Raw genomic sequence first — 23,979 nt, forward strand, 5'->3', positions numbered from 1 at the left:
CAGTGTTCCCTTCCGTCGACCGCCGACCGGGTTAGCTGACGGGTTCGGGACGGAAGTGGCCCCTACCGCCTGCGCGGATTCACCCCAGGTACCTGGTTCCCCGGTTCGCCGTGGGGCGATTGGGCGGTGGCACCGCAGGCGCCGGTGCGCGCCTTCGGCGGTGACCGGCAGTGAGGTTACCCGACGTCCCGGCTGCGGAGCTACGTCCCGAAGCCGACCAACCGCACGTTTTCGTCGTCGCCCTGCGTGACCAGGGTCGCGTTTGAGTCGGACGGTCACGCTCCGGAGTGTCACCATGTGGCCTCGGTGCTCCTCTCCGGTCCGGACCGTCCGGCGGCCGCTCCGCCGAGCGCCTCCAGCGCGTCGTGCCGTTCGGCCGGCGGCCGGGACGCCGGCGGGCGAGGCTCGGGGTCCGTCGCGGCGCCGGCCCGCCCGGCGGTGCGGACCACCGCCGCCAGACCGGTGGTCAGCGGTACGGCGGCGATCAGGCCGAGCGTGGCCACCGCGCTACGGACGATCTCCTGGGCCATGAACTCGCTGGTTAGGATCTCGATCACCGGTCGCGAGTCGGCGACCAGCAGGAGCAGCAGTGGCAGCGACGCGCCCGCGTACGCCAGCACGATGGTGTTGACCGTGGAGGCGATGTGGGCGCGGCCCACCCGGGTGGCCGCCCGGTAGAGCTGCATCCGGGACAGCCCGGGGTTCGCGTTCGCCAGCTCGGTGACCGTGGCCGCCTGCGTGACCGTGACGTCGTCCAGCACGCCGAGCGAGCCGATGATGATGCCGGCCAGGAGCAACCCGTGCAGGTCGACGTCCTGCTGGAACATCGACAGCGTGGTGGCGTCCTCGCTGCCGTAGCCGGTCAGGTGGGTGGCCGCGGTGGCCAGGGTGCCGAGGAGACCGGTCAGCACCAGGCTGCCCAGGGTGCCGAGCACCGCCACCGAGGTCTCGGCGGTGATCCCGTGGGTCAGGTAGAGCACCACGAACATGATCAGCGCGGCGCCGACGATCGCCACCAGCAGCGGCGGCTGGCCGGCGCCGATCCCGGGCAGCACGAAGCCGAGCAGCACGGCGAAGCTCGCCACCAGGCCGCCCAGCGCGGCCAGCCCGCGCCAGCGCCCGAACGCCACGATGGCGACGGCGAAGAGCACGGCCAGCCCGACCAGCGGTGTACCGCGCTGGTGCTCGGCGATGTTGTAGCTCTTGGCCGTCGGATCGGCCGGGTCCATCAGCTCGACGAGGATGACCTTGTCGCCGACCTCGACCCGTGGCGAGCCGGGGCCGGCCGGGAGGGGTGCCTCGATCTGCCGGCCGGCGTCCGGGCCCTGCTCGGCGGCGACCGTCGCGGTCCCGCAGGGACCCGTGGGCCCGCCGGCGCCCTCCTCCGGCGTCGGCGGGCACGGCTCGGTGACCACCCGGGTCACGGTGCCGTGGTAGCGCGGCAGGTTCGCGTCGCCCGCCGGCTCCCGGCTGTCCCGCGGCCAGAGCACCAGCGCGGCGACCACGGTCGCCAGGAACAGCGGCACCACCGTGGCGACCAGGATCCGTCGCACCCGGGGCGGGGCGGGCGGAGCGGGACGGGTGTGGTCGGCGCCCATGGCGAGTCTCCGAACGAGTCACGGCTGGATACGTGTCACCGGGCTGGCCGGCTCACCGGGCCGGCGCTGGCGCCGGCGAGCGAGCGGAGACCGGTCGTCGCCGGGAATGTTAGCCAGGCCGGGAGGCCGCCGCAGCCGATGTGCGATCTCCCTGGTTCCGCCCGGCCCGCTCCGCGGCGCCCACTAGCGTGGTTGCCGTGCGAACGGCGACAGCGGTGACGACCGGACCGTGGGTCCGGCTCCTGCTGCTGCTCGGCACCCTGGTCGGGCTGGCCGCCATGCACACCCTCGGCCACGGCGCGCACGCCGGCGGGGGCCCGACCGGTCACGCGGTGGGTGGCCACGGCGCCCCGCCGGCTGTGATGGTCGCCACGACCGGCGACTGCCCGGGCGACGACTGCAGCCACGCCCGGATGCTCCCGCCGGCGGACGGCAGCGCCCAGGTGCTCCCGCTGGTGGACGCCCGCGCCCGGGCGCTCCCGCTGGGCGACCTGGGCGGCGACCGGTCCGGCTGGAGCATCTGTCTGGCGGTGCTCGGCGCGTTCGCCGTCACGCTGCTGGTCGCCCTGCTGCTGCGGGCCCGGTCCGGGGCCGGCGGGCCGACCGCGAGTCGGCCGCTCCGTCCCGCCCCGGGACCGCGTGCCCCGCCGCCCCGGCCATACGGGCTGCGCCTGACGACGGTGTCGGTGCTGCGCAGATAGGACGCCCCGGCGCGGGTGGACCGGAAGACCGGTGCCCCGCGTCCGCCGTCCGCTGCGTACGTTCCGACACCGAAAGGCTTTGCCATGTCCACTCGTACCCTCGCGCGTCGGGCCGCCCTGGCCGGCGCGACCGTCGCCGCGGCGCTCGCTCTGGCCGCCTGCGGCGGCGACCACTCGACCGCCGGGACCGACCACGCCATGCCCGGCGGGACGGCCAGCGGGTCGCCCTCCGCCGGAGCCTCGTTCGGCGACGCGGACGTGATGTTCGCCCAGATGATGATCCCGCACCACCGGCAGGCCGTGGAGATGGCGGAACTGGCGGACGGCCGGGCTGCCGACCCCGAGGTGCAGAAGCTGGCCGCGCAGATCAAGGCGGCCCAGGGGCCGGAGATCGCCACCATGACCGACTGGCTGGCTGCCTGGGGCCGGCCGGCGCCCCCGCCGGGAGCCGGTCACGGCATGCCGGGGATGGACCACGGGATGCCCGGGATGATGTCCGACGCCGACCTGGCGAAGCTCAAGGCGTCGTCCGGGGTCGACTTCGACCGGCAGTTCCTGACCATGATGATCGCCCACCACGAGGGCGCGATCACCATGGCGCGGGAGGAGCTGGGCCGGGGCGCCAACCCGGACGCCAGGGCGCTCGCCCAGCGGATCGCCGACACCCAGCAGGCCGAGATCGACACCATGCGGAAGCTGCTCGACCGGCTCTGAAGCCGGCAGGGCGCGGGGGTCCGGACCATCGGGCCCGGACCCCCGACCGGGCCGATCAGCCGCGCTTCATCAGCCGGCCGACGGCGGCCATCATCTCGGTGGCCATCTCGTCGGCGCGGCCCTCGGCGGCGCCCTCGTGCATGCAGTGCCGGGCGTGCCCGTCGAGCAGGCCGAGACCGACCTTGTCCAGGGCGGCCTGGATGGCGGAGATCTGGGTCAGCACGTCGATGCAGTAGCGGTCGTCCTCGACCATCTTCTCGATGCCGCGAACCTGGCCCTCGATACGGCGGAGCCGCGCGAGGAGCTGGTCCTTGCTGGCGGTGTAGCCCCGGGTCGGGGTCGTCGGTGCGGTCATGCCATCCAGGATAGCGTACCCCTTGGGGGTATGGTACGGTCCTCTTCGTTGGCTGATACCCCCACGGGGTAGCGGTAACAGGAGAGTGGTAGCCGTCTCTCCTTCAAATACCCCCGAGGGGTATAGGATGGGGCGGCGAGAGGGGAGTTGCGATGGTCACCACGACGTACCAGGTGCAGGGCATGACCTGCGGGCACTGCGTCAACTCGGTCAGCACCGAGGTGAGCGCGATCGGGGGCGTCACCGACGTCCAGGTCGACCTGGCCTCCGGCCAGGTCACCGTCACCAGTGAGAGTCCGTTGGACCTGGACACCGTTCGCGCCGCCGTGGACGAGGCCGGTTACGACCTCGTCGGGGCGTGACGGGTCCCCGGACCCGAAGGAACCGAGGTACCCCATGAACACGACGACGAAGCTGAGCGGCTTCGCCCTCGGCCTCGCGGCGGTGTTCGGCACGGCGTACGGGGTCGGCCACCTGGCCGGCCCCGTCACCCCGGCCGCCGCGACCCGGCACGACGCCACCGATGCCGACCACGGTGACGGAGGTCACGGTGACGCGGGCCACGGGGCCGCTGCCACCGACCACCTGCCCGGCGGGCTGCTCGTCTCCGACCGCGGCTACACCCTGCAACCGGTGACCGCCCCCGCCGGCGAGTTCGCCTTCCGGATCACCGGCCCCGACGGCCGGCCGGTCACCCGCTACGACGTGGCGCACGACAAGCGCATGCACCTGATCGTCGCCCGGCGTGACCTCTCCGGCTTCCGGCACGTCCACCCGGAGTTGGCCGCCGACGGCACCTGGCGGGTGGCCTCGCCGCTCGCCGGCCCCGGCGTCTGGCGGGCGTTCGCCGACTTCACCCCGACCGGCGGCGCGCCGTTGACGCTCGGGGTCGACGTCACGGTCCCCGGCACGCTGGCCGACCGGCCGCTGCCGGCACCCGCCGCCAGCACCACCGTCGACGGCTACACCGTCACCCTGAGCGGCACCCCGCAGCCCGGCCGCACCAGCCCGCTCACCCTGAGCGTGAGCCGGGACGGGCAGCCCGTCACCGACCTCCAGCCCTACCTCGGGGCGTACGGGCACCTGGTGGCGCTGCGGCAGGGCGACCTGGCGTACCTGCACGTGCACCCGGAGGGCGCGCCCGGCGACGGGCGGACCCCGGCCGGGCCACAGATCAGGTTCGCCGCCGAGGTGCCCCCGGCCGGCACGTACCGCCTCTACCTGGACTTCCGGCACGGCGACGCGGTGCACACCGCGGAATTCACCGTCGTGGCCGGCGACTCGGGCACCCCGGCGACCAGCGCGCCGGCCCCGACCACCACACCGACCCCGGAGGCCGGCCACGGCACCCCGGGCCACGGGCACAATTGACCGGAGGTGCCGCGATGACATCGACCGCCAAGTCCCTACCGGTCGCGCCGAACCAGATCGAACTCGCGATCGGCGGCATGACCTGCGCCTCCTGCGCCGCCCGGATCGAGAAGAAGCTCAACCGGATGGACGGCGTCGAGGCCACGGTCAACTACGCCACCGAGAAGGCCACCGTCCGGTATGCCGACGACGTGACCCCGGACGACCTGATCGCCACGGTGGAGAAGACCGGCTACACCGCCGCCGTGCCGCCGCCGCCCGCCCAGGCCGCGGCCGGGGCGACCGCCGAGCCCGTGGACGAGCTGCGCGGGCTGCGTACCCGGCTGTGGGTCTCGGTCGCGCTGGCCGTGCCGGTGATCCTGCTCGCCATGGTGCCGGCCTGGCAGTTCACCTACTGGCAGTGGCTGTCGCTGACCCTGGCCGCCCCGGTCGTGGTCTACGGCGGGCTACCGTTCCACCGGGCCGCCTGGATCAACCTGCGGCACGGCGCCGCGACCATGGACACCCTGGTGTCGCTCGGCACCCTCGCCGCGTTCGGCTGGTCGCTCTGGGCGCTCTTCCTGGGCGACGCCGGGATGCCCGGGATGACCCACCCATTCCGCTTCGACATCACCCGCGGCGACGGGGCCGGCAACATCTACCTGGAGGCGGCGGCCGGGGTGACCGCCTTCATCCTCGCCGGCCGCTACTTCGAGGCCCGGTCCAAGCGGACCGCCGGCGCCGCCCTGCGCGCCCTGCTGGAGCTGGGTGCCAAGGACGTCGCGGTGCTCCGCGGCGACCGGGAGATCCGGATCCCGGTGGACCAGCTCGCGGTCGGGGACCGGTTCGTGGTCCGGCCCGGCGAGAAGATCGCCACCGACGGCCTCGTCGAGGAGGGCACCTCGGCGGTCGACGCCAGCATGCTCACCGGAGAGTCCGTCCCGGTCGAGGTCGGGCCGGGCGCCACCGTCGTCGGCGCCACCGTCAACGCCGGCGGCCGGCTGGTCGTCCGGGCCACCCGCATCGGCGGGGACACCCAGCTCGCCCAGATGGCGAAGCTGGTGGAGCAGGCGCAGACCGGCAAGGCGGCCGTGCAGCGGCTCGCCGACCGGATCTCCGGGGTCTTCGTGCCGATCGTGATCGCCCTGGCCGTCGGCACGCTGGGCTGGTGGCTCGGCACCGGGTCAGGGACGACGGCCGCGTTCACCGCCGCGGTGGCCGTGCTGATCATCGCCTGCCCGTGCGCCCTCGGCCTGGCCACCCCGACCGCGCTGCTGGTCGGCACCGGGCGGGGCGCCCAGCTCGGCATCCTGATCAAGGGCCCCGAGGTGCTGGAGTCCACCCGCCAGGTCGACACGGTGGTGCTGGACAAGACCGGCACCGTCACCACCGGGAAGATGACCCTGGTCGACGTGCTGCCGGCCGCCGGCCAGGACGCCGACGAGCTGCTCCGGCTGGCCGGCGCGCTGGAGGCGGCCTCCGAGCACCCGATCGCCCGGGCGATCGCCGACGGCGCGGCCGAGGCCGGACCGGTGCCGCCGGTGACCGGCTTCGCCAACGTCGAAGGGCTCGGCGTGACCGGTTCGGTCGACGGCCGGGACGTGGTCGTCGGGCGGCTCCGGCTGCTGCGGGAGCGCGGTCTCGACGTACCCGAGGCGGTCCTGCGGGCGGCGACCGACGCGGAGGCCGCCGGCCGGACGGCGGTGCTGGCCGGTTGGGACGGCCGGGCCCGGGGAGCGCTCGCGGTGGCCGACGTGGTGAAGCCGACCAGCGCGGCGGCGGTCGCCCGGCTACGCGACCTCGGGCTCACCCCGGTGCTGCTCACCGGCGACAACACCACGGTCGCGCGGGCGGTGGCCGCCGAGGTCGGCATCGACCAGGTGATCGCCGAGGTGCTGCCGGCCGACAAGGTCGACGTGGTGCAGCGGCTCCAGGCCGAGGGGCGGACGGTGGCCATGGTCGGGGACGGCGTCAACGACGCCGCCGCGCTGGCCCAGGCCGACCTCGGGCTGGCCATGGGCACCGGCACCGACGTGGCGATCGAGGCATCCGACCTGACCCTGGTCCGGGGTGACCTGATGGCCGCCGTGGACGCCATCCGGCTCTCCCGGCGCACCCTCGGCATCATCAAGGGCAACCTGTTCTGGGCGTTCGCCTACAACGTGGCCGCCCTGCCGCTGGCCGCCGCCGGCCTGCTCAACCCGATGATCGCGGGCGCGGCGATGGCCTTCTCGTCGGTGTTCGTGGTGGCGAACAGCCTCCGGCTGCGGCGCTTCCGGCCGGTCGGCTGACCTCCGCACCCGCCGCCGGTCCCGGCCCGCCCGGGACCGGCGGCCCGGCGCCTTGCTCGCCGGGCCGGCCGATCGCCGGCCCGGCGTGCTGCCCGCGGACCGCGCGTCCGGCGGTCGCGCCGGATCCTTGGCACACTCGACTCCGTCGCCGCTCGATCTGGCCGGGGCGCGGGCGGCGGCCCAGGATCGGAGCCCCGGTTGACCACGGGCCGTCACCGACGGCCGACGACCGTACGGGAAGAGCCATGTCCGGTACCGCCGCGATCCGCGCCGCCGCCCTGGTGATCATGACGGCCCTCGCCACGGCCTGCCAGCCGTCCGCCGAGGAGGACACCGGAGCGCCGGCCGGCAACTGGGTGGGCACGCCGACCGCCACCGCACCGGCCCCGACCGTCACCGCGTCGCCGTCGCCGGTGACCGCCGCGAACACCGCCGCGGTCTGCGCCGAGGTCGACAAGCTCATCATCGCCAAGAGCAGGCAGATCGCCACCGACTCCGCCGCGGCAACCCGTCGCGACCTCACCCCGGAGCAGCTCAACGACCAGGTCAAGGCGAGCCTCGCCGACCTGGCCACCGACGTACGCCGGCAGGCCGCCCGGGCGCAGGACCCGGAGATCAAGGCGCTGGTCACCGACGCCGCGCGGCGGATCGACGCCGGGGCGAGGTCGTCGGCCCCGGTCAAGTGGCTGAGTTCCAGCTTCGTGGCGATCCCGCAGCGGCTCGCTCGGGAGTGCCGCGCCTGACCGGCGTCCGTCCCCTGTGACGTGTGCCACCGTCCGCGTCGGAGGGTGGGCCCTGGCTCACCATGGGTCACCGCCGCTCGCATTCACCACTTAGGATGCGAAGCGACCTCGACCCCGGAGGGAGCCACCCCATGGCCCACCCTGTCGACCCGTCCGGCCTCGACCGCGTGCTGTCCGAGACGATGTCCGCGCTCGGGCAGTTCACCGCCGGCACCGAGACCGACGCACCACCTCCCGAGGGCCACGGCGAGGCGGCCGACGGCCTGGTCCAGGTGACGGTCGGCCCACCCGGCCGGATCACCGCGCTCACCCTCAACCCGCGGGCGATGCGCATGGCGAGCGAGTCGCTCGCCGAGGAGATCACCCAGGCGGTCAACGCGGCGTTCGCCGACCTCCAGGAGAAGGCCACCGCCGCCGTCCCCGGGCAGGTCGACCTGGGGTCGCTGGGCGACCGGCTGCGCAAGATCCAGGAGGACGCCGGTCGGCAGCTCACCGCGTTCACCGACGCTCTGGCCGAGGCGCAGGATCGGCTCGCCCGGCAGGGCGGCAAATGACGGCGATCGAGGTCGACCCGGACGGGCTGAGCGGGTCCGGCCGCGCGCTGGAAGGGGCGGCCGTCCGCTTCGGCCAGGCGTTGGCCGCGTTCCAGGCCGAGCTGGCCGCCTTCGGCCGGCCCTGGGGCTCGGACGACATCGGCTCGCTGATCGGGGCCGCCCACGACGAGGTGTCCGCCTTCGCGTTCGAGTGCTTCGACAGCGCCCTCCAGGAGATCGCCGCCGCGGGGACGGACCTCACCGGCATGGCCACCCGCTACGCCGAGATCGAGGCCGCCATCAAGCAGGGCTTCGACGGTCTGCACCAGGCCCTGGGCGGCTGACCGTGGGCCTCGAACTCCCCGGCGAACTGCGCTCGCTGCTCGGCATCCTCGGCTACACCTGGCCCGAGGCGGACGAGGTCAAGCTCTTCGAGATGGGCAACGCCTGGATCCGCTTCTCCGGCACCCTCGCCGGCGTCGTCAGCGAGGCCAACACCGGGGCCACCACCGTCTGGTCCAGCCACACCGGTCAGGACATCACCGCCTTCCAGTCCTGGTGGAACCGGGAGGACAGCCCGGCCGACAGCCTGCGCGACGGGGTGACCGCGGCGGTGCTCACCGGCACCGGCCTGATCATCTGCGCGGCGATCGTCCTCGCCCTCAAGATCGCGGTGATCGTGCAACTGGTGCTGCTGGCCATCGAGATCGCGCAGGCGATCGCCACGGCGGCGGTCACCTTCGGCGCCTCGCTGCTGGAGATCCCGATCTTCCAGCAGCTCGCCCGGACCATCGTCGGCAACCTCATCCAAGAGGTCATCTGGAAGCTCATCGACGGGTGACGCGGGGATGAGCGGAGGTAAAGCGGGCGGCCGGTTGATGCGGGCCGCGTTGCGCTTCCTGAAGCGGACCAAGGGACGCAACCGCCCCGACCGGATGAATCCGCACTTCACTGAGCACGTGATCGGCGGGGGGCATGTCAAGCCGGGTATGCCCAAGGGAGCCGGTTATCACTACCGCCCGGGTGGGCAGGACTTCCCGGGACGCAGGCTGAAGCCGGGGACCATCGTCAAGGATCCGAAGACCGGGGCGTATACCGCCAAGCCGGAGTTCTTCGATCCGACGCTCAACCCCCCGCACGGGGCGTGGAAGCCGAAGAAGGGACCAAACGGTGGGGAAAGCTCCTTCTTTCCCGATGACTGGACGCCCGCCCAGGTGGACAACGCGATCAGTGGCGCCTTCCAGAACGCGAGGCCCGTGCCGAACACCAATCTGTGGCGTGGGAAGCACAAGAACCTCGTGATCGAGGGTTTCTACAATGGCTCGGGCGGGTTCACCCACGGATGGCCTGTCGTCGTCCCCTGATCCGAAGGACCTCTGTTGGCGTTCATCAGTTTCTCGCTCGACGAGTACCGCCTGCCGCTGTTCGAGGTGACGGATCAGCGTTACCGAGCGCTCGGCGCGTGGTTGATCACCGACATCTCGGTCTATCACTCCGTGTGCCTGGACGCGTTGGCGATGATTGACGACGTGTCGCACGGCCGGGCGCTGGAGGACGAGTGGGACAGCGACAAGTACAACGTCAGCTTCACCGCCCAGGGCATCGAGTTTCAGAACGAGTGGGTTGAGGGCGAACGGGGCCACTACTCGCTCGACGAGGTACGCGAGGCGGTCGAGGCATACTGGCGGTTCCTGGCAAGCCGCCCGGAGAACCCCGATCTCATCCGCGAGTACCGGCCGGATCTGCCGCGGTGGCAGGCGGAGCTGTTGCAGTGGGAAGAGACCTGGGGGCGACCGCATCCGTACCGGGGGCGGCTCTTCTGATCAGTCGGCGGCGAGGCGGGCGGCGCGTACCTCCAGATAGCGCTGCTCCGGCAGGCTGGTGGTCGCCCGAGCGGCGGCCAGGTACGCCGCCCGCGCCTCCGCGCGGTCGCCGGCCAGCTCCAGCAGGTGGGCGCGGACGGCGGCGAGCCGGTGGTGCCCGGCGGTGCGGTCGTCCGCGTCCAGCGGCGCGAGCAGGGCGAGCCCGACCCGGGGGCCGTCCACCATGGCCACGGCGGCGGCCTGGTTGAGGGTCACCATCGGGTTCGGCGCGATCCGGGCGAGCACTCGGTAGAGCGCGACGATCTGCCGCCAGTCCGTCTCCGCCGCCGACGGCGCCTCGGCGTGCACCGCCGCGATCGCCGCCTGCACCTGGTACGGGCCCGGTGGCGACCAGGTCAGCGCCTCGGTCACCAGGGCGACCCCCTGCTCGATCTCGCTCCGGTCCCAGCGGGTGCGGTCCTGCTCGGCCAGCGGCACCAGCTCCCCGGCCGGGCCGGTCCGGGCGGCCCGGTGCGCGTCGGTGAGCAGCATCAACGCGAGCAGGCCGGCGACCTCGTCGTCGTCCGGCAGCAGCCGGTGCAGCTCCCCGGCCAGCCGGATCGCCTCGCCAGTCAGCTCCGCCCGGTGCAGCTCGCCGCCGCTGGAGGCCGTGTAACCCTCGTTGAAGATCAGGTAGAGCACGTGCAGCACGGCACGCAGCCGCTCGTCGCGGTCGGCGGCCGAGGGCAGCGCGAAGCGGGCGCCGGCCGCCTCGATCCGCTGCTTGGCGCGGCGGATCCGCTGGCTCATCGTCGCCTCCGGCACCAGGTACGCCCGGGCGATCTCCGCGGTGTTCAGGCCGCCCACCGCGCGCAGCGTGAGCGCCACCTGGGCGGAGACGCTGAGCGCGGGATGGCAGCAGAGGAAGAGCAGCTTCAGCGTGTCGTCCCCGCTCGGCGGCTCCTCGTCGGCGGCCGGGGCGACCGCCGCGTACGCCGGCTCGCGGACCGCCACGGCGACCTCGCGGTCCCGGCGGGCCCGTTCGCTGCGCCACTCGTCGGTGAGCCGGCGGGTCGCCACGGTGACCAGCCACGAGCGGGGGTGGTCCGGCACAACCCTGCTCCGGCCACTGGGTGGCGGCGGCGAGCAGCGCCTCCTGCACGGCGTCCTCGCAGGCGTAGAACTGGCCGTGCCGGCGGACGAGCACGCCGAGGACCTGCGGCGCGAGGGCGCGCAGCAGGTCCTCGACGACGACGGGCGACGTCACATCTCCGTCCCGGCCTCGTCCATCACCGGGCGCACCTCCAGCACCCCGACACCGTGCCGCACGTCCGGCCAGTTCGCCGCGATCTCGGCGGCCCGCTCCGCGGTCTCGCAGTCGACCATCAGGTAGCCGGCGAACTGCTCCTTGCTCTCCATGAACGGCCCGTCGGTGATCTCGACGCCGGCCGCGCCGGCCCGCACCGTCCGGGTCTGCGACGGGTGCGCCAGGGCCTGACCGCCGACCAGCTCCCCGGACTCGGACAGTTGCTTCATGATCTCGTCGACCTCGCCGAAGATCGCGTTCCGGTCCGCCTCGGACAGCTCCTCGACGAAGCCGGGCCGGTTCCAGATCAGCAGCATGTACTTCACGGTCCACTCCTCGGGTACGGGCCACCGGCGGTGGCGCCTCTCGCAGACGGGTCGGAGCCGGGACGTCCGATCCGACATCCTCCCCGAGAAAAGTCAGCGACCCCGGCGTACCGGCCGGCGCGCCGGGGCGCCGACGTCGAGCGAGGCCCGGTCGGCGGCCGACGTGCCGGAGGTCCAGCCCTCGGCGTCGCGCACCTGGAGCCGGTGCCGGGTGACGCCGGGAAAGAGCTGGTCGACGCGTTCCTGGACGGCCTCGGAGCGGGCGGCGAGCACCGGGAGCAGCGCGTCGCCAGTGCGCTCCTCGGCCGCCGCCCGGTCCGCCGCCGCGGTCACCGCCCGCAGCCGCTCGCCGATCCGCAACGCGAACGCGTTGAGGAAGGACTCGTCGTAGCCCTTGGTACGCCGGCCACTGCCCGCGCGCCGTTCGCCCCGGCCGCGCAGCATCGCCGCGGTGGCCTGCACCAGCAGCGAGGTGTGCAGCAGCTCGACCGCCGCCAGGTCGGTGGGGAAGCCGAGCACGGTGGCGAAGCCGAGGTCGTCGGACCACACCGACTCGCACCGGTTCGCCGCCGCCACCTCCTGGATCAGCAGCGCCTTCGCCGCCGCGTACGGGGCGTCGGTGCCGAGCCGGATCCCACCGGGCCGGTCCGGGCGCTCGGCGGTCGCGTCGAGCAGGGCGGCGTCGATGCTGTGCCGGGCCATCAGCTCCTGCGCCTTCCCGGTGAGCGCCTCCGCCTCGGCGGGGAAGGTGGTCGACTCCGCCTTGGCCAGCAGGGCGCGTACCCGGTCCAGCATCCGCGAGCCGGTGCCCGGCGCGACGGCGCGCGGGGCGGCGGCCGGCCCGCCCGGCGGCGGGCGGAGCACCGCGATCGGCGGCAGCCCCTCGACCAGCCCGAGCGCGTCGACCGCGTCCCGCAGCGCGGTGATCCGGTCGCCCCCGGCCCGGCGGTCCAGCCAGCCCGCGTCGCCGTCCCAGCGCGCGTCCAGCTCGGCGAGTTGGTCGTCGAACCACTGCGGGACCGGGCCCGGCTGCTCCCGCCGCTGGGCCGCCAGCACGTCCCGGAGCAGCCGGCCGCCCCGGGGGTCGAGCCGCCGGGTCGCGATCCGGTCCAGGTCGGCCGGCTGCCAGCCCCGCGGCCAGAGCCGCCCGACGCCGCGGACCAGGCGGGCCAGCAGCGCCGCGTCCACCGCCGGGCCGTCGCCGACCACCAGCCGGTCGAGGGCGCGTTCGGCCGCCCGTACGTCGGTGCCGCGCGTCGCCGCGAGGGCGTCGGCGAGCAGCTGCTCGGCGTCCGGCACGGGTGGGCCCCCTCTCCTCGCGGTCGTCGCGTGATCCACTCGGGGCGCGGCACGTTGCGCCGCCCGGTCCGTCCCCGGCCGTCCCCGAGGCGGCCCGGGCGTCCGGGCGTCCGGGCCCTCGCCGTACCGGGACAGCGCGAGATGCCGCATCCGGTCGGCGCGGCGGGCCGCGCCCCGAGGAGGGACGGTACCGGCGGTCCGGCTGCCGCCGCTCGTGAGCGCGCTCACCCGGGCGTGCGATCGAGCTGCTGGTGCAGCTCGACCGGGGCGGAAGGGACGGCCGGGCCGGTCCCCCCGGTCAGGGGAACCGGCCCGGCGACGGTCACCGCTGGAGCAGGGCGAAGACTCCCCAGCCCAGGTACTCCCGCTGGTAGCGGACGTGCCGGAGCGGGTCCTCGGTCAGTTCCCGGCGCAGCTCCCCGGCCAGTTCGTCGTCGGGGTGGGCGTCCAGCCAGCGGCGCAGGTTGAGCCAGTGCGCCGCCGCGTACCGGTCCCAGCTGTCCTGGTCGGCGAGGACCATCTCCACCAGGTCCCAGCCGCACTCCCCGAAGAGGCCGACCAGCCCGGGGAGGTCCCGGAACTCGTCCCGGGACCGGGCGTGGCACCCGGCCACCGTCTCCTCGTCGGGCGGGTCGAGCCGCCAGTAGGGCTCCCCGACCAGCGCCATCCCGCCGGGGCGCAGGCTGCGCCGGAGGATCTCCAGGGTGCCGGGGACACCCTCGCCGATCCAGGTGGCGCCGACACAGGCGGCCAGGTCGACGGGCTCCTCGGGTACGAAGGTCGCGGCGTCGCCGTGCACGAACCGGACCCGGTCGGCGACGCCCAGTTCGACGGCGCGCTCCCGGGCTGCGGCGGTGAAGGCGGTGCTGATGTCCACGCCGGTGCCGGTCACCCCGTGGTCCCGGGCCCAGGTGCAGAGCAGCTCGCCCTTGCCGCTGCACAGGTCGAGGATCGACGTGCCGGGCGCGAGCTTGATCGCCCGACCCAGGGTGGCCAGCTTGCCGGCGTCGAACGGATTGAGGATCCGGAGGTCGCCCTCGCGGATGACGAAGCTACGTGGCAGATCCAATGTGGTCACTCCTGAAGGTGGTCTGGTTGGGTAGGTCGATTCGCTTGATCGCGCTCGGCACGGGCACCAAAACACCCTCTTCGCATCTCGGAGTGACGTCGCGGCGACGTTAGTCGTCATCCGGCGGAGCACCAACCGAAATACCCCGGTGGGTCGCCCACACCGGCGCCGGCCCCGAGGTGTCGGCCGTACGGATATCTGCTGTGGTCAATGTCACGTTAGCGTCTCCGCACGTCGGCAACCGCGCCGGCGCTCCGACGGGAGAACGCCATGAAGACACCGTGGAAAGCCGCCGCCACCCTCGCCGCGGCCCTCCTCCTGGTCCTGCCCGGTGGCACCGCCGCCCGGGCGGCGGGCACGCCGTACACCAAGACCCCGGTCGCCGGCTCGCTCCGCAGCTATCCGGTCTCCGCCGTGTACGTCGCCGGGGTCTCCTCCGGCGGATACCTGGCCACCCAGTTGCAGGTCGCGTACTCGGCGCGGATCCGGGGCGCGGCCGTCTTCGCCGCCGGCCCGTACTACTGCGCCCAGAACAACGTCGCCCAGGCGCTCTACGGCTGCGGCGACAACATCTACCCGACGTACGTCTCCACCCTGGAGAGCTACACCCGCACCTGGGCGTCGTACGGCTGGATCGACGGGACCGGCAACCTCTCCGGCCAGCCGGTCTACGTCTACCACGGCGGCAGCGACAACACCGTGAAGAAGTCCGTCACCGACGATCTGGTTCGCTACTACCAGGACTTCGGCGCCAGCGTCCGCTACGACAGCGGCAGCGCCGCCGGCCACGCCTGGGTCACCCCGTACGGCACCGTCGGCTGCACGGCGACCGCCTCGCCGTTCCTCAACGACTGCGGCACCGACCCGGAGGGCAGCTTCCTCGGCAAACTGCTCGGCTCGGTCTCCGCCCCGAACACCGGGCCGCTCGGCGGCACGCTCATCCGGTTCAGCCAGGACACCTTCGCCACCAACGGCTGGGCCAACGGGCTGAGCATGGACGCCAACGGCTTCGCGTACGTGCCGAGCGCCTGCGCCGCCGGCCAGACCTGCCGGCTGCTGGTCGCCCTGCACGGCTGCGCCCAGGGGTACGCGAAGGTCGGCACCGCGTTCGTCGACCGGGCAAACCTCAACCAGTACGCCGACACCAACCGGCTGATCGTGCTCTACCCGCAGGCCATCGCGACCGGGGTGAACCCGAACGGCTGCTGGGACTGGTGGGGCTACCTCGGCGCCACCAACTACCCGATCAAGGGCGGCTACCAGGTCGAGACGATCATGAACATGGTCCGCCGCCTGGACGGCTGACCCCGTCCCCGGCGCGCTCGGGCCGGACCGCCCGGATTCACGGAAAGAGTGGCCATGGCACGCGCCATGGCCACTCTTTCGGCGAAAGTGCGGCCAACCGAGGCGGACCGGGCCTGCGTGAAGAGCGCGTCAAGAAATCGGGTGCCGCCGTCACGGTTCCGTTATGACCCCTGTCCGTCCGGCCGGTGTGGCGTTGTGATTGCCCGGCGCGACCGGGAGGCGGTCGCGGGGACGTCCGCAAGGGGAGTCAGCCGTGTCTGACCTGGTGTTCGTGCTGATCACGGTGGGGCTGTTCGCAGCGCTCGCCCTCGTCGTGCGCGGGGTGGAGAAGCTGTGAGCGCGGTGAACGCGGTCGGTCTGGTGCTGGCGATCGGCCTCGGCGTGTTCCTGGTCGTCGCCCTGCTCTTCCCGGAGCGCTTCTGATGACCACGACAACAGCCGGTGTCGTCTTCCTGCTGCCCCTGGCGGCGGCGCTCGTCGCGGTCCACAAGCCGTTCGGCGACTACATGTTCCGGGTGGTCTCCGGCGCCCGGCAGTCCCGCGTCGAGCGGGGGATCTACCGCCTGGTCGGGGTGAACCCGGCCGCCGAGCAGACCTGGGCCGTGTACGCCCGCAGCCTGCTGGCCTTCTCCGCGGTGTCGATCCTGTTCCTGTACGCGTTCCTGCGGCTGCAGAACCACCTGTGGCTGTCGCTGGGTTTCCCGCCGGTGATGACCCACGGCGCCTGGAACACCGCGGTCTCGTTCGTGACCAACACGAACTGGCAGTGGTACTCGGGTGAGTCGACCATGGGCCACCTGGTGCAGATGGCCGGGCTGGCGGTGCAGAACTTCCTCTCCGCCGCGGTCGGCATCGCCGTGGCGGTCGCCCTGGTCCGCGGGTTCGCCTGCAGCCGGACCGGCGAACTCGGCAACTTCTGGGTCGACCTGACCCGGATCACGCTGCGGATCCTGCTGCCGATCGCGGTGCTCGGCGCGCTCGCCCTGATGTTCGGCGGGGCGGTGCAGAACCTCTCCGGCGGCACCGACGTCACCACGCTGACCGGCGGCACCCAGACGATCACCGGCGGGCCGGTGGCCAGCCAGGAAGTGATCAAGGAGCTGGGCACCAACGGCGGTGGCTTCTACAACACCAACAGCGCCCACCCGTTCGAGAACCCGACGACCTGGACGAACTGGCTGGAGATCTTCCTGATCCTGGTGATCCCGTTCAGCCTGCCCCGCGTCTTCGGGCGGATGGTCGGGCAGAGCCGGCAGGGCTACGCGATCGCGGCGGTCATGGCGATCCTGGCGCTGGCCAGCGTCACCCTGACCAACGTGTTCGAGCTGGCCGGGCACGGCACCGTCCCGCAGGCGGTCGCCGCCGCCATGGAGGGCAAGGACGTCCGGTTCGGCGTCTCGAACTCGGCGACCTTCGCCGCCGCCACCACGCTCACCTCGACCGGCGCGGTGAACTCCTTCCACGACTCGTACACCGCGCTCGGCGGGATGATGACCCTGGGCAACATGATGCTCGGTGAGGCGGCTCCGGGTGGCGTCGGTGCCGGCCTCTACGGCCTGCTGATCCTCGCGGTGGTCACCGTGTTCGTGGCCGGCCTGATGGTGGGTCGCACCCCGGAGTACCTGGGCAAGAAGATCGGCTCCCGCGAGATCAAGCTCGCCTCGCTGTATTTCCTGATCACGCCCGTCCTGGTGCTGGCCGGTACGGCGGCCGCCTTCGCCACCGGCAACAGCTCGACCGCGTTGAACGTCGGCCCGCACGGCCTGTCCGAGGTGCTCTACGCGTTCACCTCGGCGAGCAACAACAACGGCTCCGCGTTCGCCGGCATCACGGTGAACACGCCGTGGTGGAACACCGCGCTCGGGCTGTGCATGCTGCTCGGCCGGTTCCTGCCGATCATCTTCGTGCTCGCGCTGGCCGGCTCGCTGGCCCGCCAGAAACCCACCCCCGCCTCCGAGGGCACCCTGCCGACCCACCGACCGCTCTTCGTCGGGATGGTCGTCGGCGTCACCGTGATCCTCGTGGCGCTGACCTTCCTGCCCGCGCTCGCGCTCGGCCCCCTCGCGGAGGGGCTGTGACCACCATGAGGAACAAGGACATGTCCGTCACGCCCGTGACATCCGGCACCGGCGAGGAACCGGTCGCCGGCACCCCGGCCACCCAGGGCGACCGGGTTGGCGGGGGCCTGCTCGACCCGAAGCAGCTGATCCGGTCCCTGCCGGACGCGCTGCGCAAGCTGGACCCGCGCACCCTGTGGCGCAACCCGGTGATGCTGATCGTCGAGATCGGCGCGGTCTTCACCACCGTCCTGGCCGTGGCCGACCCGTCGGTGTTCGCCTGGGCCATCACCGTCTGGCTGTGGCTCACCGTGATCTTCGCGAACCTCGCCGAGGCGGTCGCCGAGGGGCGGGGCAAGGCGCAGGCCGCGACGCTGCGGCAGGCGAAGAAGGACACCATCGCCACCCGGCTGATCGGCTGGACCCCGGGCGCGCCGGCCAACCGCTATCGGGACGAGGCGGTGCCGGGGCCGGAGCTGAGGCAGGGCGACATCGTCCTGGTGGAGGCCGGGCAGATCATCCCGGGCGACGGCGACGTGGTCGAGGGCATCGCCAGCGTCGACGAGTCCGCCATCACCGGCGAGTCCGCGCCGGTCATCCGGGAGTCCGGCGGTGACCGCAGCGCGGTCACCGGCGGCACCAAGGTGCTCTCCGACCGGATCATCGTCAAGATCACCCAGAAGCCGGGCGAGAGCTTCGTCGACCGGATGATCGCCCTGGTCGAGGGCGCCAACCGGCAGAAGACCCCGAACGAGATCGCGCTGAACATCCTGCTCGCCGCGCTCACGATCATCTTTCTGCTGGCCGTCGTCACCCTCCAGCCGCTGGCGATCTTCGCCAAGGGCTACCAGGCGGCCGCCCCCGACACCGGCGCGATCACCGATGCCGGCGTCACCGGCGTGGTCCTGGTCTCCCTCCTGGTCTGCCTGATCCCGACCACCATCGGGGCGTTGCTGTCGGCGATCGGCATCGCCGGCATGGACCGGCTGGTGCAGCGCAACGTGCTGGCCGTGAGCGGCCGGGCGGTCGAGGCGGCCGGCGACGTGAACACCCTGCTGCTGGACAAGACCGGCACCATCACCCTGGGCAACCGGCAGGCGGACGAGTTCCTCCCGGTGACCGGCGTGACCGCGGGCGAGGTCGCCGACGCGGCGCAGCTGTCCAGCCTCGCCGACGAGACGCCCGAGGGCCGCTCGATCGTGGTGCTCGCGAAGAACGAGTTCGGGCTGCGCGAGCGGGAGCCGGGCCTGATCCCGCACGCCACGTTCGTGCCGTTCACCGCCCAGACCCGGATGAGCGGCGTCGACCTCGCCCCGGACAGCACCGCCGACGGCGGTGCCACCGGGCCGACCCGGCGGATCCGCAAGGGCGCCGCCGGCGCCGTGATGAAGTGGGTCCGGGAGAACGGCGGCCACCCCACCGAGCAGGTGGGGCAACTCGTTGACGAGATCAGCGGCATCGGTGGCACCCCGCTCGTCGTCGCCGAGCACGTCGCGGGCGAACCGGCCCGGGCGCTCGGCGTCGTCCACCTGAAGGACATCGTCAAGACGGGGATGCGGGAGCGGTTCGACGAGATGCGCCGGATGGGCATCCGGACCGTCATGATCACCGGCGACAACCCGCGTACCGCCAGGGCGATCGCGGAGGAGGCCGGGGTGGACGACTTCCTCGCGGAGGCCACTCCGGAGGACAAGCTGGCCCTGATCAAGAAGGAGCAGGAGGGCGGCCGGCTGGTCGCCATGACGGGGGACGGCACCAACGACGCACCCGCCCTCGCCCAGGCGGACGTCGGCGTGGCGATGAACACCGGCACGTCGGCCGCCAAGGAGGCCGGCAACATGGTCGACCTCGACTCCGACCCGACCAAGCTGATCGAGATCGTGGAGATCGGCAAGCAGTTGCTGATCACCCGGGGCGCGCTGACCACGTTCAGCATCGCGAACGACGTCGCGAAGTACTTCGCGATCATCCCGGCGATGTTCGCCGGCATCTACCCGAGCCTGGACGCGCTGAACATCATGCGCCTGGCCAGCCCGGAGTCGGCGATCCTGTCGGCGGTCATCTTCAACGCGATCGTCATCGTCGCGCTGATCCCGCTGGCCCTGCGCGGCGTGCGCTACCGGCCGGCGAGCGCGTCGCAGCTGCTCAGCCGCAACCTGTTGCGCTACGGCCTGGGCGGCATCATCGTGCCGTTCCTCGGCATCAAGCTCATCGACCTGCTCATCCACTTCATTCCGGGGATCTCGTGATGCGCCTCCCTGGCTGGCTCGCCCAGCATCTGGCCGCGCTGCGCGCGCTGCTCGTGTTCACCGTCCTGCTCGGCCTCGCGTACCCGCTGGCGCTGGTCGCCGTCGGCCGGATCCCGGGCCTCGCCGGCAGGGCCGACGGCTCGCTGGTGAGCGTCAACGGCAAGACCGTGGGCAGCTCGCTCATCGGGCAGTCGTTCACCGACGCGGACGGCAACCCCGTCCCGCGCTACTTCCAGTCCCGGCCGTCGGCGGCCGGCGACGGCTACGACCCCACCGCCACCGCGGCCAGCAACCTGGGCCCGGAGAGCGTGGTCGACACCATCGCCGCCAACCCCGACGACGCCAGGCAGAGCCTGCTCACCCAGGTCTGCGCCCGCAGCAAGGCGATCGGCGAACTCGACGGGGTCGACGGGCGTCGGCCGTACTGCACGCCGGACGGCGTCGGTGCGGTGCTGGCCGTGTTCCGGGCCGACGGGCTGACCGGCCCGGTCACCCGGGTGGTGAGCGTCAACCAGGTCGCTCCGGCCACCCCGTTCGTCGCCAGCTATCAGGGGCTGCCGGTGGAGCTGGCCCAGCCCGGCCACGACTACGTCGCCGAGGGCGGCGTGATCACCCCCATCCGGGGTGACGCGCCGACCGAGCCGGCGGTGCCGGCCGACGCGGTCACCGCCAGCGGCAGCGGCCTCGATCCGCACATCAGCCCGGCGTACGCGGAGATCCAGGTGGCCCGGGTGGCGCGCGAGCGGGGTGCGGACCCGGCGGCGGTCCGCCGCCTGGTGCGGGAACACACCAGCGACCGGGCGCTCGGCTTCATGGGCGAGCCCGCGGTCAACGTGCTCGAGCTCAACCTCGCGCTCGACCGGGAGTTCCCCGCCCGCTGACACAGTCAAGAAGGGGCTCGCCAGGCGCTGAGAAGGGGCCCCTCCTTTCATCAATCAGGGAGGATTGTTCCCGTGCCAAGGGGAGAACTCCGCATCCACCTCGGGGCCGCCCCCGGCGTCGGCAAGACGTACGCGATGCTGGAGGAGGCCCAGCGGCGGGCCGAGCGGGGCACCGACGTGGTGATCGGTCTGGTCGAGACCCACGGCCGGCCGCACACCGCGGCGATGATCGGCGATCTCGAGGTGGTGCCCCGGCGCACCGTCGGCTACCGGGGCGTCGAGTTCACCGAGATGGACCTCGCCGCGGTGCTGGCCCGCCGGCCCGAGGTCGCCGTGGTCGACGAGCTGGCGCACACCAACGTGCCCGGCTCCCGCCACGAGAAGCGCTGGCAGGACGTCCAGGAGCTGCTCGACGCCGGGATCAGCGTGCTGACCACCGTCAACATCCAGCATCTTGAGTCGCTCAACGACGTGGTCGCGCAGATCACCGGCATCACCCAGCAGGAGACGGTGCCGGACCAGGTGGTCCGGGCCGCGGAGCAGGTCGAGCTGGTCGACATGACCCCGGAGGCGTTGCGCCGGCGGATGGCCCACGGCAACATCTACCGCCCCGACAAGATCGACGCGGCGCTGGGCAACTACTTCCGGGTCGGCAACCTGACCGCGCTGCGCGAACTGGCCCTGCTCTGGCTCGCCGACAAGGTCGACGAGCAGCTCGACGCGTACCGCGCCCAGCAGGGCATCTCGGCCACCTGGGAGGCCCGGGAGCGGGTGGTGGTGGCGCTCACCGGCGGGCCGGAGGGGGAGACCCTGATCCGGCGGGCGGCCCGGATCGCGGCCCGCAGCAAGGGGGCGGACCTGCTCGCCGTGCACGTGGCCCGCAGCGACGGCCTGGCCGGGGCCGACCCGGCCCAGCTGGCCCGACAGCGGGTGCTGGTGGAGAGCCTGGGCGGCACCTACCACCAGGTGCTCGGCACCGACATCCCGGCGGCGCTGCTGGACTTCGCCCGCGGCGTCAACGCCACCCAGCTCGTGCTCGGCGCGAGCCGGCGGGGACGGTTCGCCCAGGTGCTGTCCCGGGGCGTCGGCGTCACCACCACCGCGCTGTCCGGCCCGATCGACGTACACCTGGTCACGCACGCCGAGGCCGGGCGGGGCCGGCGCGGCGCGGCGGTGCCCGCCGCGCTGTCCCGCCGGCGCCGGCTGCTCGGGTTCGCGCTCGCCGTGCTCGGCATGCCCGCCCTGACCGGGCTGCTGTGGGTGCTGCCCGACCTCATGCTGACCAACGACATCCTGCTCTTCCTCGCCGGCGTGGTCGGCGTCGCGCTGGTGGGCGGCCTGTGGCCGGCGCTGGTCGCCGCCCTGGGCGGTTCCCTGCTGCTCAACTGGTTCTTCACCCCACCCTTCTTCACGCTCACCATCGCCGAGGCGGACAACCTGCTCGCGCTCGGCGTCTTCGTCGGCGTCGCGGTCGCGGTGAGCTGGGTGGTCGACGTGGCCGCCCGGCGTACCCGGGAGGCGGCGCGGGCCTCCGCCGACGCGCAGACCCTGGCCACCGTCGCCGGCGGGGTGCTGCGCGGCGAGCGGCCGCTGCGGGCCCTCCTGGACCGGCTGCGGGAGACCTTCGCGCTGCGCGCGGTGAGCGTGCTGGAGCTGGTCGCCGAGGCCGAGGGACGCCCCGGCCGGGCCCGGGAGGAGGCGGCCTGGCGGGTCGTGGCCGCCGTCGGCGACGCGCCGCCGGGCAGCCCGGGCGCCGGGGAGACCGCCGTGCCGGTGGACGAGCGGCTCACCGTGGTGCTCGCCGGCCGGCGGCTGGAGGCCGCCGACCGGCGGGTGGTCGAGGCGTTCGCCGCCCAGGCCGCCGTCGCGCTCCGCCAGGAACGCCTCGCCGAGGAGGCCGCCGCCGCCCGGCCGCTCGCCGAGGCCGACCGGATGCGCACGGCGCTGCTCGCCGCGGTCAGCCACGACCTGCGTACGCCGCTGGCCTCGGCGAAGGCGGCGGTGAGCAGCCTGCGCAGCCACGACGTGGAGTTCGGCGCGGAGGACCGCGAGGAGCTGCTGGCCACCGCCGACGAGTCCCTGGACCGGCTCGGCCGGCTGGTGGCGAACCTGCTCGACATGAGCCGGCTCCAGGCCGGCGTGCTCGGCGTGACCGCCACCGCGGTCGGGCTGGAGGACGTCGTACCCCGGGCCCTGGACGAGCTCGGAGCGGCGGCCGCCGACGTCGCCACCGACATACCCGCCGACCTGCCGGCGGTCACCGCCGACCCGGGCCTGCTGGAACGGGTGCTGGTCAACGTCGTGGCCAACGCCCTGCGGCACAGCCCGCCCGGGCAGCCGCCGACCATCACCGCCAGCGCCCATGCCGGGCAGGTCGAGCTGCGGGTCATCGACACCGGCCCGGGCATCCCCGAGGATCAGTGGGAGCACGTCTTCCTGCCGTTCCAGCGCCTCGGCGACCGGGACAACCAGACCGGGGTGGGCCTCGGGCTCGCGCTGTCCCGCGGACTGGCCGAGGCGATGGGTGGCAGCATCACCCCCGAAACCACCCCGGGCGGAGGGCTGACCATGGTGCTGCGGCTGCCTGCCGCCGAGGCTTCGGAAGGGGCGCGCCCATGACCCGGATCCTGGTCGTCGACGACGAACCGCAGATCCTGCGTGCCCTGCGGATCAACCTGCGCGCCCGCGGCTACGACGTCCAGGTCGCCGAGGACGGAGCCACCGCCCTCAAGGCCGCCGCCGGCCACCCGCCGGACCTGGTGGTGCTCGACCTCGGCCTGCCCGACCTGGACGGCGTCGAGGTGATCCGCGGCCTGCGCGGTTGGACCACCGTGCCGATCATCGTGCTCTCCGGCCGGGCCGGCAGCGAGGACAAGGTCTCCGCCCTGGACGCCGGCGCCGACGACTACGTCACCAAGCCGTTCGGGGTGGACGAGCTGCTCGCCCGCATCCGCGCCGTCACCCGCCGGCTCGGCGGCACCACGCCGGCCACCCCCGTGTTCCGGATCGGCCGGCACACCGTCGATCTGGCCGACCGGACGGTCACCCGGGACGACGGCGCCGAGGTCAAGCTCACCCCCACCCAGTGGGCCATGCTGGAGCAGCTGCTCCGCAACCCGGGCAAGCTGATCAGCCAGCGGCAGCTGCTGCACGACGTCTGGGGCCCGGAGTACCACCACGAGACCAACTACCTGCGGCAGTTCATGGCACAGCTGCGCCGCAAGCTGGAGGACGACCCGGCCCGGCCCCGGCACCTGATCACCGAGCCGGGCATGGGCTACCGCTACCGCCCCTGACCGTGGCTGCCGCGGGTCAACTCGGGTCGGATGCCGCTCGCGCTCCGGGTTTCACCCACCCGGGCGGGGGAATCGGTGGCGGGACCAGGCCGGCGGGGCGGCGG

General features: G+C 73.3%; 23 protein-coding genes, 1 pseudogene and 1 riboswitch. Of the genes and pseudogenes, 18 read left to right on the plus strand and 6 right to left on the minus strand.

Annotated elements, in window-relative coordinates; genetic code table 11:
• Positions 1-5 precede the first annotated feature (5 nt).
• Positions 6-136, minus strand: a riboswitch (cyclic di-AMP (ydaO/yuaA leader).
• A 154-nt stretch (positions 137-290) separates the two neighbouring features.
• Positions 291-1,598: a YibE/F family protein gene (locus ACY34I_RS05900; protein ID WP_462753195.1), complete on the minus strand. Its 1,308-nt coding sequence runs from the start codon at positions 1,596-1,598 to the stop codon at positions 291-293.
• 197 nt (positions 1,599-1,795) lie between these two features.
• Between ACY34I_RS05900 and ACY34I_RS05905 the strand changes: the two genes are divergently transcribed.
• Both ACY34I_RS05905 and ACY34I_RS05910 read left to right on the plus strand, forming a co-directional pair.
• Positions 1,796-2,299 carry a hypothetical protein gene (locus tag ACY34I_RS05905; protein WP_462753197.1) on the plus strand — a complete coding sequence of 168 codons (504 nt, stop codon included), beginning with the start codon at positions 1,796-1,798 and terminating at the stop codon, positions 2,297-2,299.
• Positions 2,300-2,383: 84 nt separating this feature from the next.
• Complete coding sequence (locus ACY34I_RS05910; protein ID WP_462753199.1) at positions 2,384-3,013, plus strand: DUF305 domain-containing protein; 630 nt, start codon at positions 2,384-2,386, stop codon at positions 3,011-3,013.
• A gap of 55 nt (positions 3,014-3,068) precedes the next feature.
• On the opposite strand, the gene ACY34I_RS05915 is transcribed toward ACY34I_RS05910, so the two are convergent.
• A complete protein-coding gene (locus tag ACY34I_RS05915; protein WP_046568942.1) occupies positions 3,069-3,368 on the minus strand; it encodes a metal-sensitive transcriptional regulator in 300 nt (99 codons plus the stop codon).
• 152 nt (positions 3,369-3,520) lie between these two features.
• Between ACY34I_RS05915 and ACY34I_RS05920 the strand changes: the two genes are divergently transcribed.
• From ACY34I_RS05920 to ACY34I_RS05960, 9 genes are all read left to right on the plus strand, one after another.
• Complete coding sequence (locus ACY34I_RS05920; protein WP_462753200.1) at positions 3,521-3,730, plus strand: heavy-metal-associated domain-containing protein; 210 nt, start codon at positions 3,521-3,523, stop codon at positions 3,728-3,730.
• 34 nt (positions 3,731-3,764) lie between these two features.
• The gene (locus ACY34I_RS05925; protein ID WP_462753202.1) at positions 3,765-4,739 is read left to right on the plus strand and encodes a hypothetical protein; all 975 of its coding nucleotides are present in this window, start codon (positions 3,765-3,767) and stop codon (positions 4,737-4,739) included.
• A gap of 14 nt (positions 4,740-4,753) precedes the next feature.
• Positions 4,754-7,009, plus strand: coding sequence for a heavy metal translocating P-type ATPase (locus tag ACY34I_RS05930; protein ID WP_462753204.1), 2,256 nt, complete (start codon positions 4,754-4,756; stop codon positions 7,007-7,009).
• Positions 7,010-7,254: 245 nt separating this feature from the next.
• Entirely contained in the window at positions 7,255-7,752 is a 498-nt protein-coding gene (locus ACY34I_RS05935) for a hypothetical protein (RefSeq protein ID WP_148798573.1), read from the plus strand.
• 131 nt (positions 7,753-7,883) lie between these two features.
• Complete coding sequence (locus tag ACY34I_RS05940; protein ID WP_462753206.1) at positions 7,884-8,306, plus strand: YbaB/EbfC family nucleoid-associated protein; 423 nt, start codon at positions 7,884-7,886, stop codon at positions 8,304-8,306.
• Positions 8,303-8,629 carry a hypothetical protein gene (locus ACY34I_RS05945; protein ID WP_148798569.1) on the plus strand — a complete coding sequence of 109 codons (327 nt, stop codon included), beginning with the start codon at positions 8,303-8,305 and terminating at the stop codon, positions 8,627-8,629. Before ACY34I_RS05940 ends, ACY34I_RS05945 begins: the two co-directional genes overlap by 4 nt.
• 2 nt (positions 8,630-8,631) lie before the next feature.
• Positions 8,632-9,126, plus strand: coding sequence for a WXG100-like domain-containing protein (locus tag ACY34I_RS05950; protein ID WP_462753208.1), 495 nt, complete (start codon positions 8,632-8,634; stop codon positions 9,124-9,126).
• 7 nt (positions 9,127-9,133) lie between these two features.
• Entirely contained in the window at positions 9,134-9,649 is a 516-nt protein-coding gene (locus ACY34I_RS05955; RefSeq protein WP_462753210.1) for an EndoU domain-containing protein, read from the plus strand.
• Between the two features lie 15 nt (positions 9,650-9,664).
• Positions 9,665-10,108 carry a hypothetical protein gene (locus tag ACY34I_RS05960; protein WP_148798565.1) on the plus strand — a complete coding sequence of 148 codons (444 nt, stop codon included), beginning with the start codon at positions 9,665-9,667 and terminating at the stop codon, positions 10,106-10,108.
• Here the strand turns inward: ACY34I_RS05960 and ACY34I_RS05965 are convergent.
• The 4 genes and pseudogenes from ACY34I_RS05965 to ACY34I_RS05980 all read right to left on the minus strand — a co-directional run bounded on the left by ACY34I_RS05965 (position 10,109) and on the right by ACY34I_RS05980 (position 14,096).
• A pseudogene (locus ACY34I_RS05965) lies at positions 10,109-11,354 on the minus strand (RNA polymerase sigma factor).
• Positions 11,351-11,710, minus strand: coding sequence for a YciI family protein (locus ACY34I_RS05970; RefSeq protein WP_462753452.1), 360 nt, complete (start codon positions 11,708-11,710; stop codon positions 11,351-11,353). Before ACY34I_RS05970 ends, ACY34I_RS05965 begins: the two are co-directional and overlap by 4 nt.
• A gap of 102 nt (positions 11,711-11,812) precedes the next feature.
• Positions 11,813-13,018, minus strand: coding sequence for a DUF2786 domain-containing protein (locus ACY34I_RS05975; protein WP_462753212.1), 1,206 nt, complete (start codon positions 13,016-13,018; stop codon positions 11,813-11,815).
• A gap of 322 nt (positions 13,019-13,340) precedes the next feature.
• Positions 13,341-14,096 carry an SAM-dependent methyltransferase gene (locus ACY34I_RS05980; protein ID WP_462753214.1) on the minus strand — a complete coding sequence of 252 codons (756 nt, stop codon included), beginning with the start codon at positions 14,094-14,096 and terminating at the stop codon, positions 13,341-13,343.
• A 261-nt stretch (positions 14,097-14,357) separates the two neighbouring features.
• On the opposite strand from ACY34I_RS05980, the gene ACY34I_RS05985 reads away from it, so the two are divergent.
• The 7 genes from ACY34I_RS05985 (at position 14,358) to ACY34I_RS06015 (ending at position 23,875) form a co-directional block, all read left to right on the plus strand.
• The gene (locus tag ACY34I_RS05985; RefSeq protein WP_462753216.1) at positions 14,358-15,392 is read left to right on the plus strand and encodes an extracellular catalytic domain type 2 short-chain-length polyhydroxyalkanoate depolymerase; all 1,035 of its coding nucleotides are present in this window, start codon (positions 14,358-14,360) and stop codon (positions 15,390-15,392) included.
• A 333-nt stretch (positions 15,393-15,725) separates the two neighbouring features.
• On the plus strand, positions 15,726-15,815 hold the full coding sequence (gene kdpF, locus ACY34I_RS05990; RefSeq protein ID WP_036343797.1) for a K(+)-transporting ATPase subunit F: 90 nt from the start codon (positions 15,726-15,728) through the stop codon (positions 15,813-15,815).
• Entirely contained in the window at positions 15,815-17,470 is a 1,656-nt protein-coding gene (kdpA, locus tag ACY34I_RS05995) for a potassium-transporting ATPase subunit KdpA (RefSeq protein ID WP_462753219.1), read from the plus strand. The genes kdpF and kdpA overlap by 1 nt, the downstream gene beginning before the upstream one ends.
• A gap of 20 nt (positions 17,471-17,490) precedes the next feature.
• Positions 17,491-19,698 (plus strand): potassium-transporting ATPase subunit KdpB, encoded by a 2,208-nt coding sequence (gene kdpB, locus ACY34I_RS06000; protein WP_462753221.1) that lies wholly within the window; start codon positions 17,491-17,493, stop codon positions 19,696-19,698.
• Positions 19,698-20,579 carry a potassium-transporting ATPase subunit C gene (locus tag ACY34I_RS06005; protein ID WP_462753223.1) on the plus strand — a complete coding sequence of 294 codons (882 nt, stop codon included), beginning with the start codon at positions 19,698-19,700 and terminating at the stop codon, positions 20,577-20,579. The genes kdpB and ACY34I_RS06005 overlap by 1 nt, the downstream gene beginning before the upstream one ends.
• A gap of 72 nt (positions 20,580-20,651) precedes the next feature.
• Positions 20,652-23,198 (plus strand): sensor histidine kinase, encoded by a 2,547-nt coding sequence (locus tag ACY34I_RS06010; RefSeq protein ID WP_462753225.1) that lies wholly within the window; start codon positions 20,652-20,654, stop codon positions 23,196-23,198.
• A complete protein-coding gene (locus ACY34I_RS06015; protein ID WP_148798546.1) occupies positions 23,195-23,875 on the plus strand; it encodes a response regulator in 681 nt (226 codons plus the stop codon). Before ACY34I_RS06010 ends, ACY34I_RS06015 begins: the two co-directional genes overlap by 4 nt.
• Positions 23,876-23,979 lie beyond the last annotated feature (104 nt).

The sequence above is a fragment of the Micromonospora sp. RTBAU3-60 genome (assembly GCF_054963695.1).

What these genes read in the sequence shown, in the direction of transcription:
- ACY34I_RS05935 (WP_148798573.1), top strand. Translation starts at nt 7,255, where the DNA reads ATGTCCGGTACCGCCGCGATCCGCGCCGCCGCCCTGGTGATCATGACG.
- ACY34I_RS05970 (WP_462753452.1), bottom strand. Translation starts at nt 11,710, where the DNA reads ATGCTGCTGATCTGGAACCGGCCCGGCTTCGTCGAGGAGCTGTCCGAG.
- ACY34I_RS05955 (WP_462753210.1), top strand. Translation starts at nt 9,134, where the DNA reads ATGAGCGGAGGTAAAGCGGGCGGCCGGTTGATGCGGGCCGCGTTGCGC.
- ACY34I_RS05985 (WP_462753216.1), top strand. Translation starts at nt 14,358, where the DNA reads ATGAAGACACCGTGGAAAGCCGCCGCCACCCTCGCCGCGGCCCTCCTC.
- ACY34I_RS06015 (WP_148798546.1), top strand. Translation starts at nt 23,195, where the DNA reads ATGACCCGGATCCTGGTCGTCGACGACGAACCGCAGATCCTGCGTGCC.
- ACY34I_RS05925 (WP_462753202.1), top strand. Translation starts at nt 3,765, where the DNA reads ATGAACACGACGACGAAGCTGAGCGGCTTCGCCCTCGGCCTCGCGGCG.
- ACY34I_RS06005 (WP_462753223.1), top strand. Translation starts at nt 19,698, where the DNA reads ATGCGCCTCCCTGGCTGGCTCGCCCAGCATCTGGCCGCGCTGCGCGCG.
- ACY34I_RS05910 (WP_462753199.1), top strand. Translation starts at nt 2,384, where the DNA reads ATGTCCACTCGTACCCTCGCGCGTCGGGCCGCCCTGGCCGGCGCGACC.
- ACY34I_RS05940 (WP_462753206.1), top strand. Translation starts at nt 7,884, where the DNA reads ATGGCCCACCCTGTCGACCCGTCCGGCCTCGACCGCGTGCTGTCCGAG.
- kdpB (WP_462753221.1), top strand. Translation starts at nt 17,491, where the DNA reads ATGTCCGTCACGCCCGTGACATCCGGCACCGGCGAGGAACCGGTCGCC.
- ACY34I_RS05915 (WP_046568942.1), bottom strand. Translation starts at nt 3,368, where the DNA reads ATGACCGCACCGACGACCCCGACCCGGGGCTACACCGCCAGCAAGGAC.
- ACY34I_RS05920 (WP_462753200.1), top strand. Translation starts at nt 3,521, where the DNA reads ATGGTCACCACGACGTACCAGGTGCAGGGCATGACCTGCGGGCACTGC.
- kdpA (WP_462753219.1), top strand. Translation starts at nt 15,815, where the DNA reads ATGACCACGACAACAGCCGGTGTCGTCTTCCTGCTGCCCCTGGCGGCG.
- ACY34I_RS05945 (WP_148798569.1), top strand. Translation starts at nt 8,303, where the DNA reads ATGACGGCGATCGAGGTCGACCCGGACGGGCTGAGCGGGTCCGGCCGC.
- ACY34I_RS05930 (WP_462753204.1), top strand. Translation starts at nt 4,754, where the DNA reads ATGACATCGACCGCCAAGTCCCTACCGGTCGCGCCGAACCAGATCGAA.
- ACY34I_RS05900 (WP_462753195.1), bottom strand. Translation starts at nt 1,598, where the DNA reads ATGGGCGCCGACCACACCCGTCCCGCTCCGCCCGCCCCGCCCCGGGTG.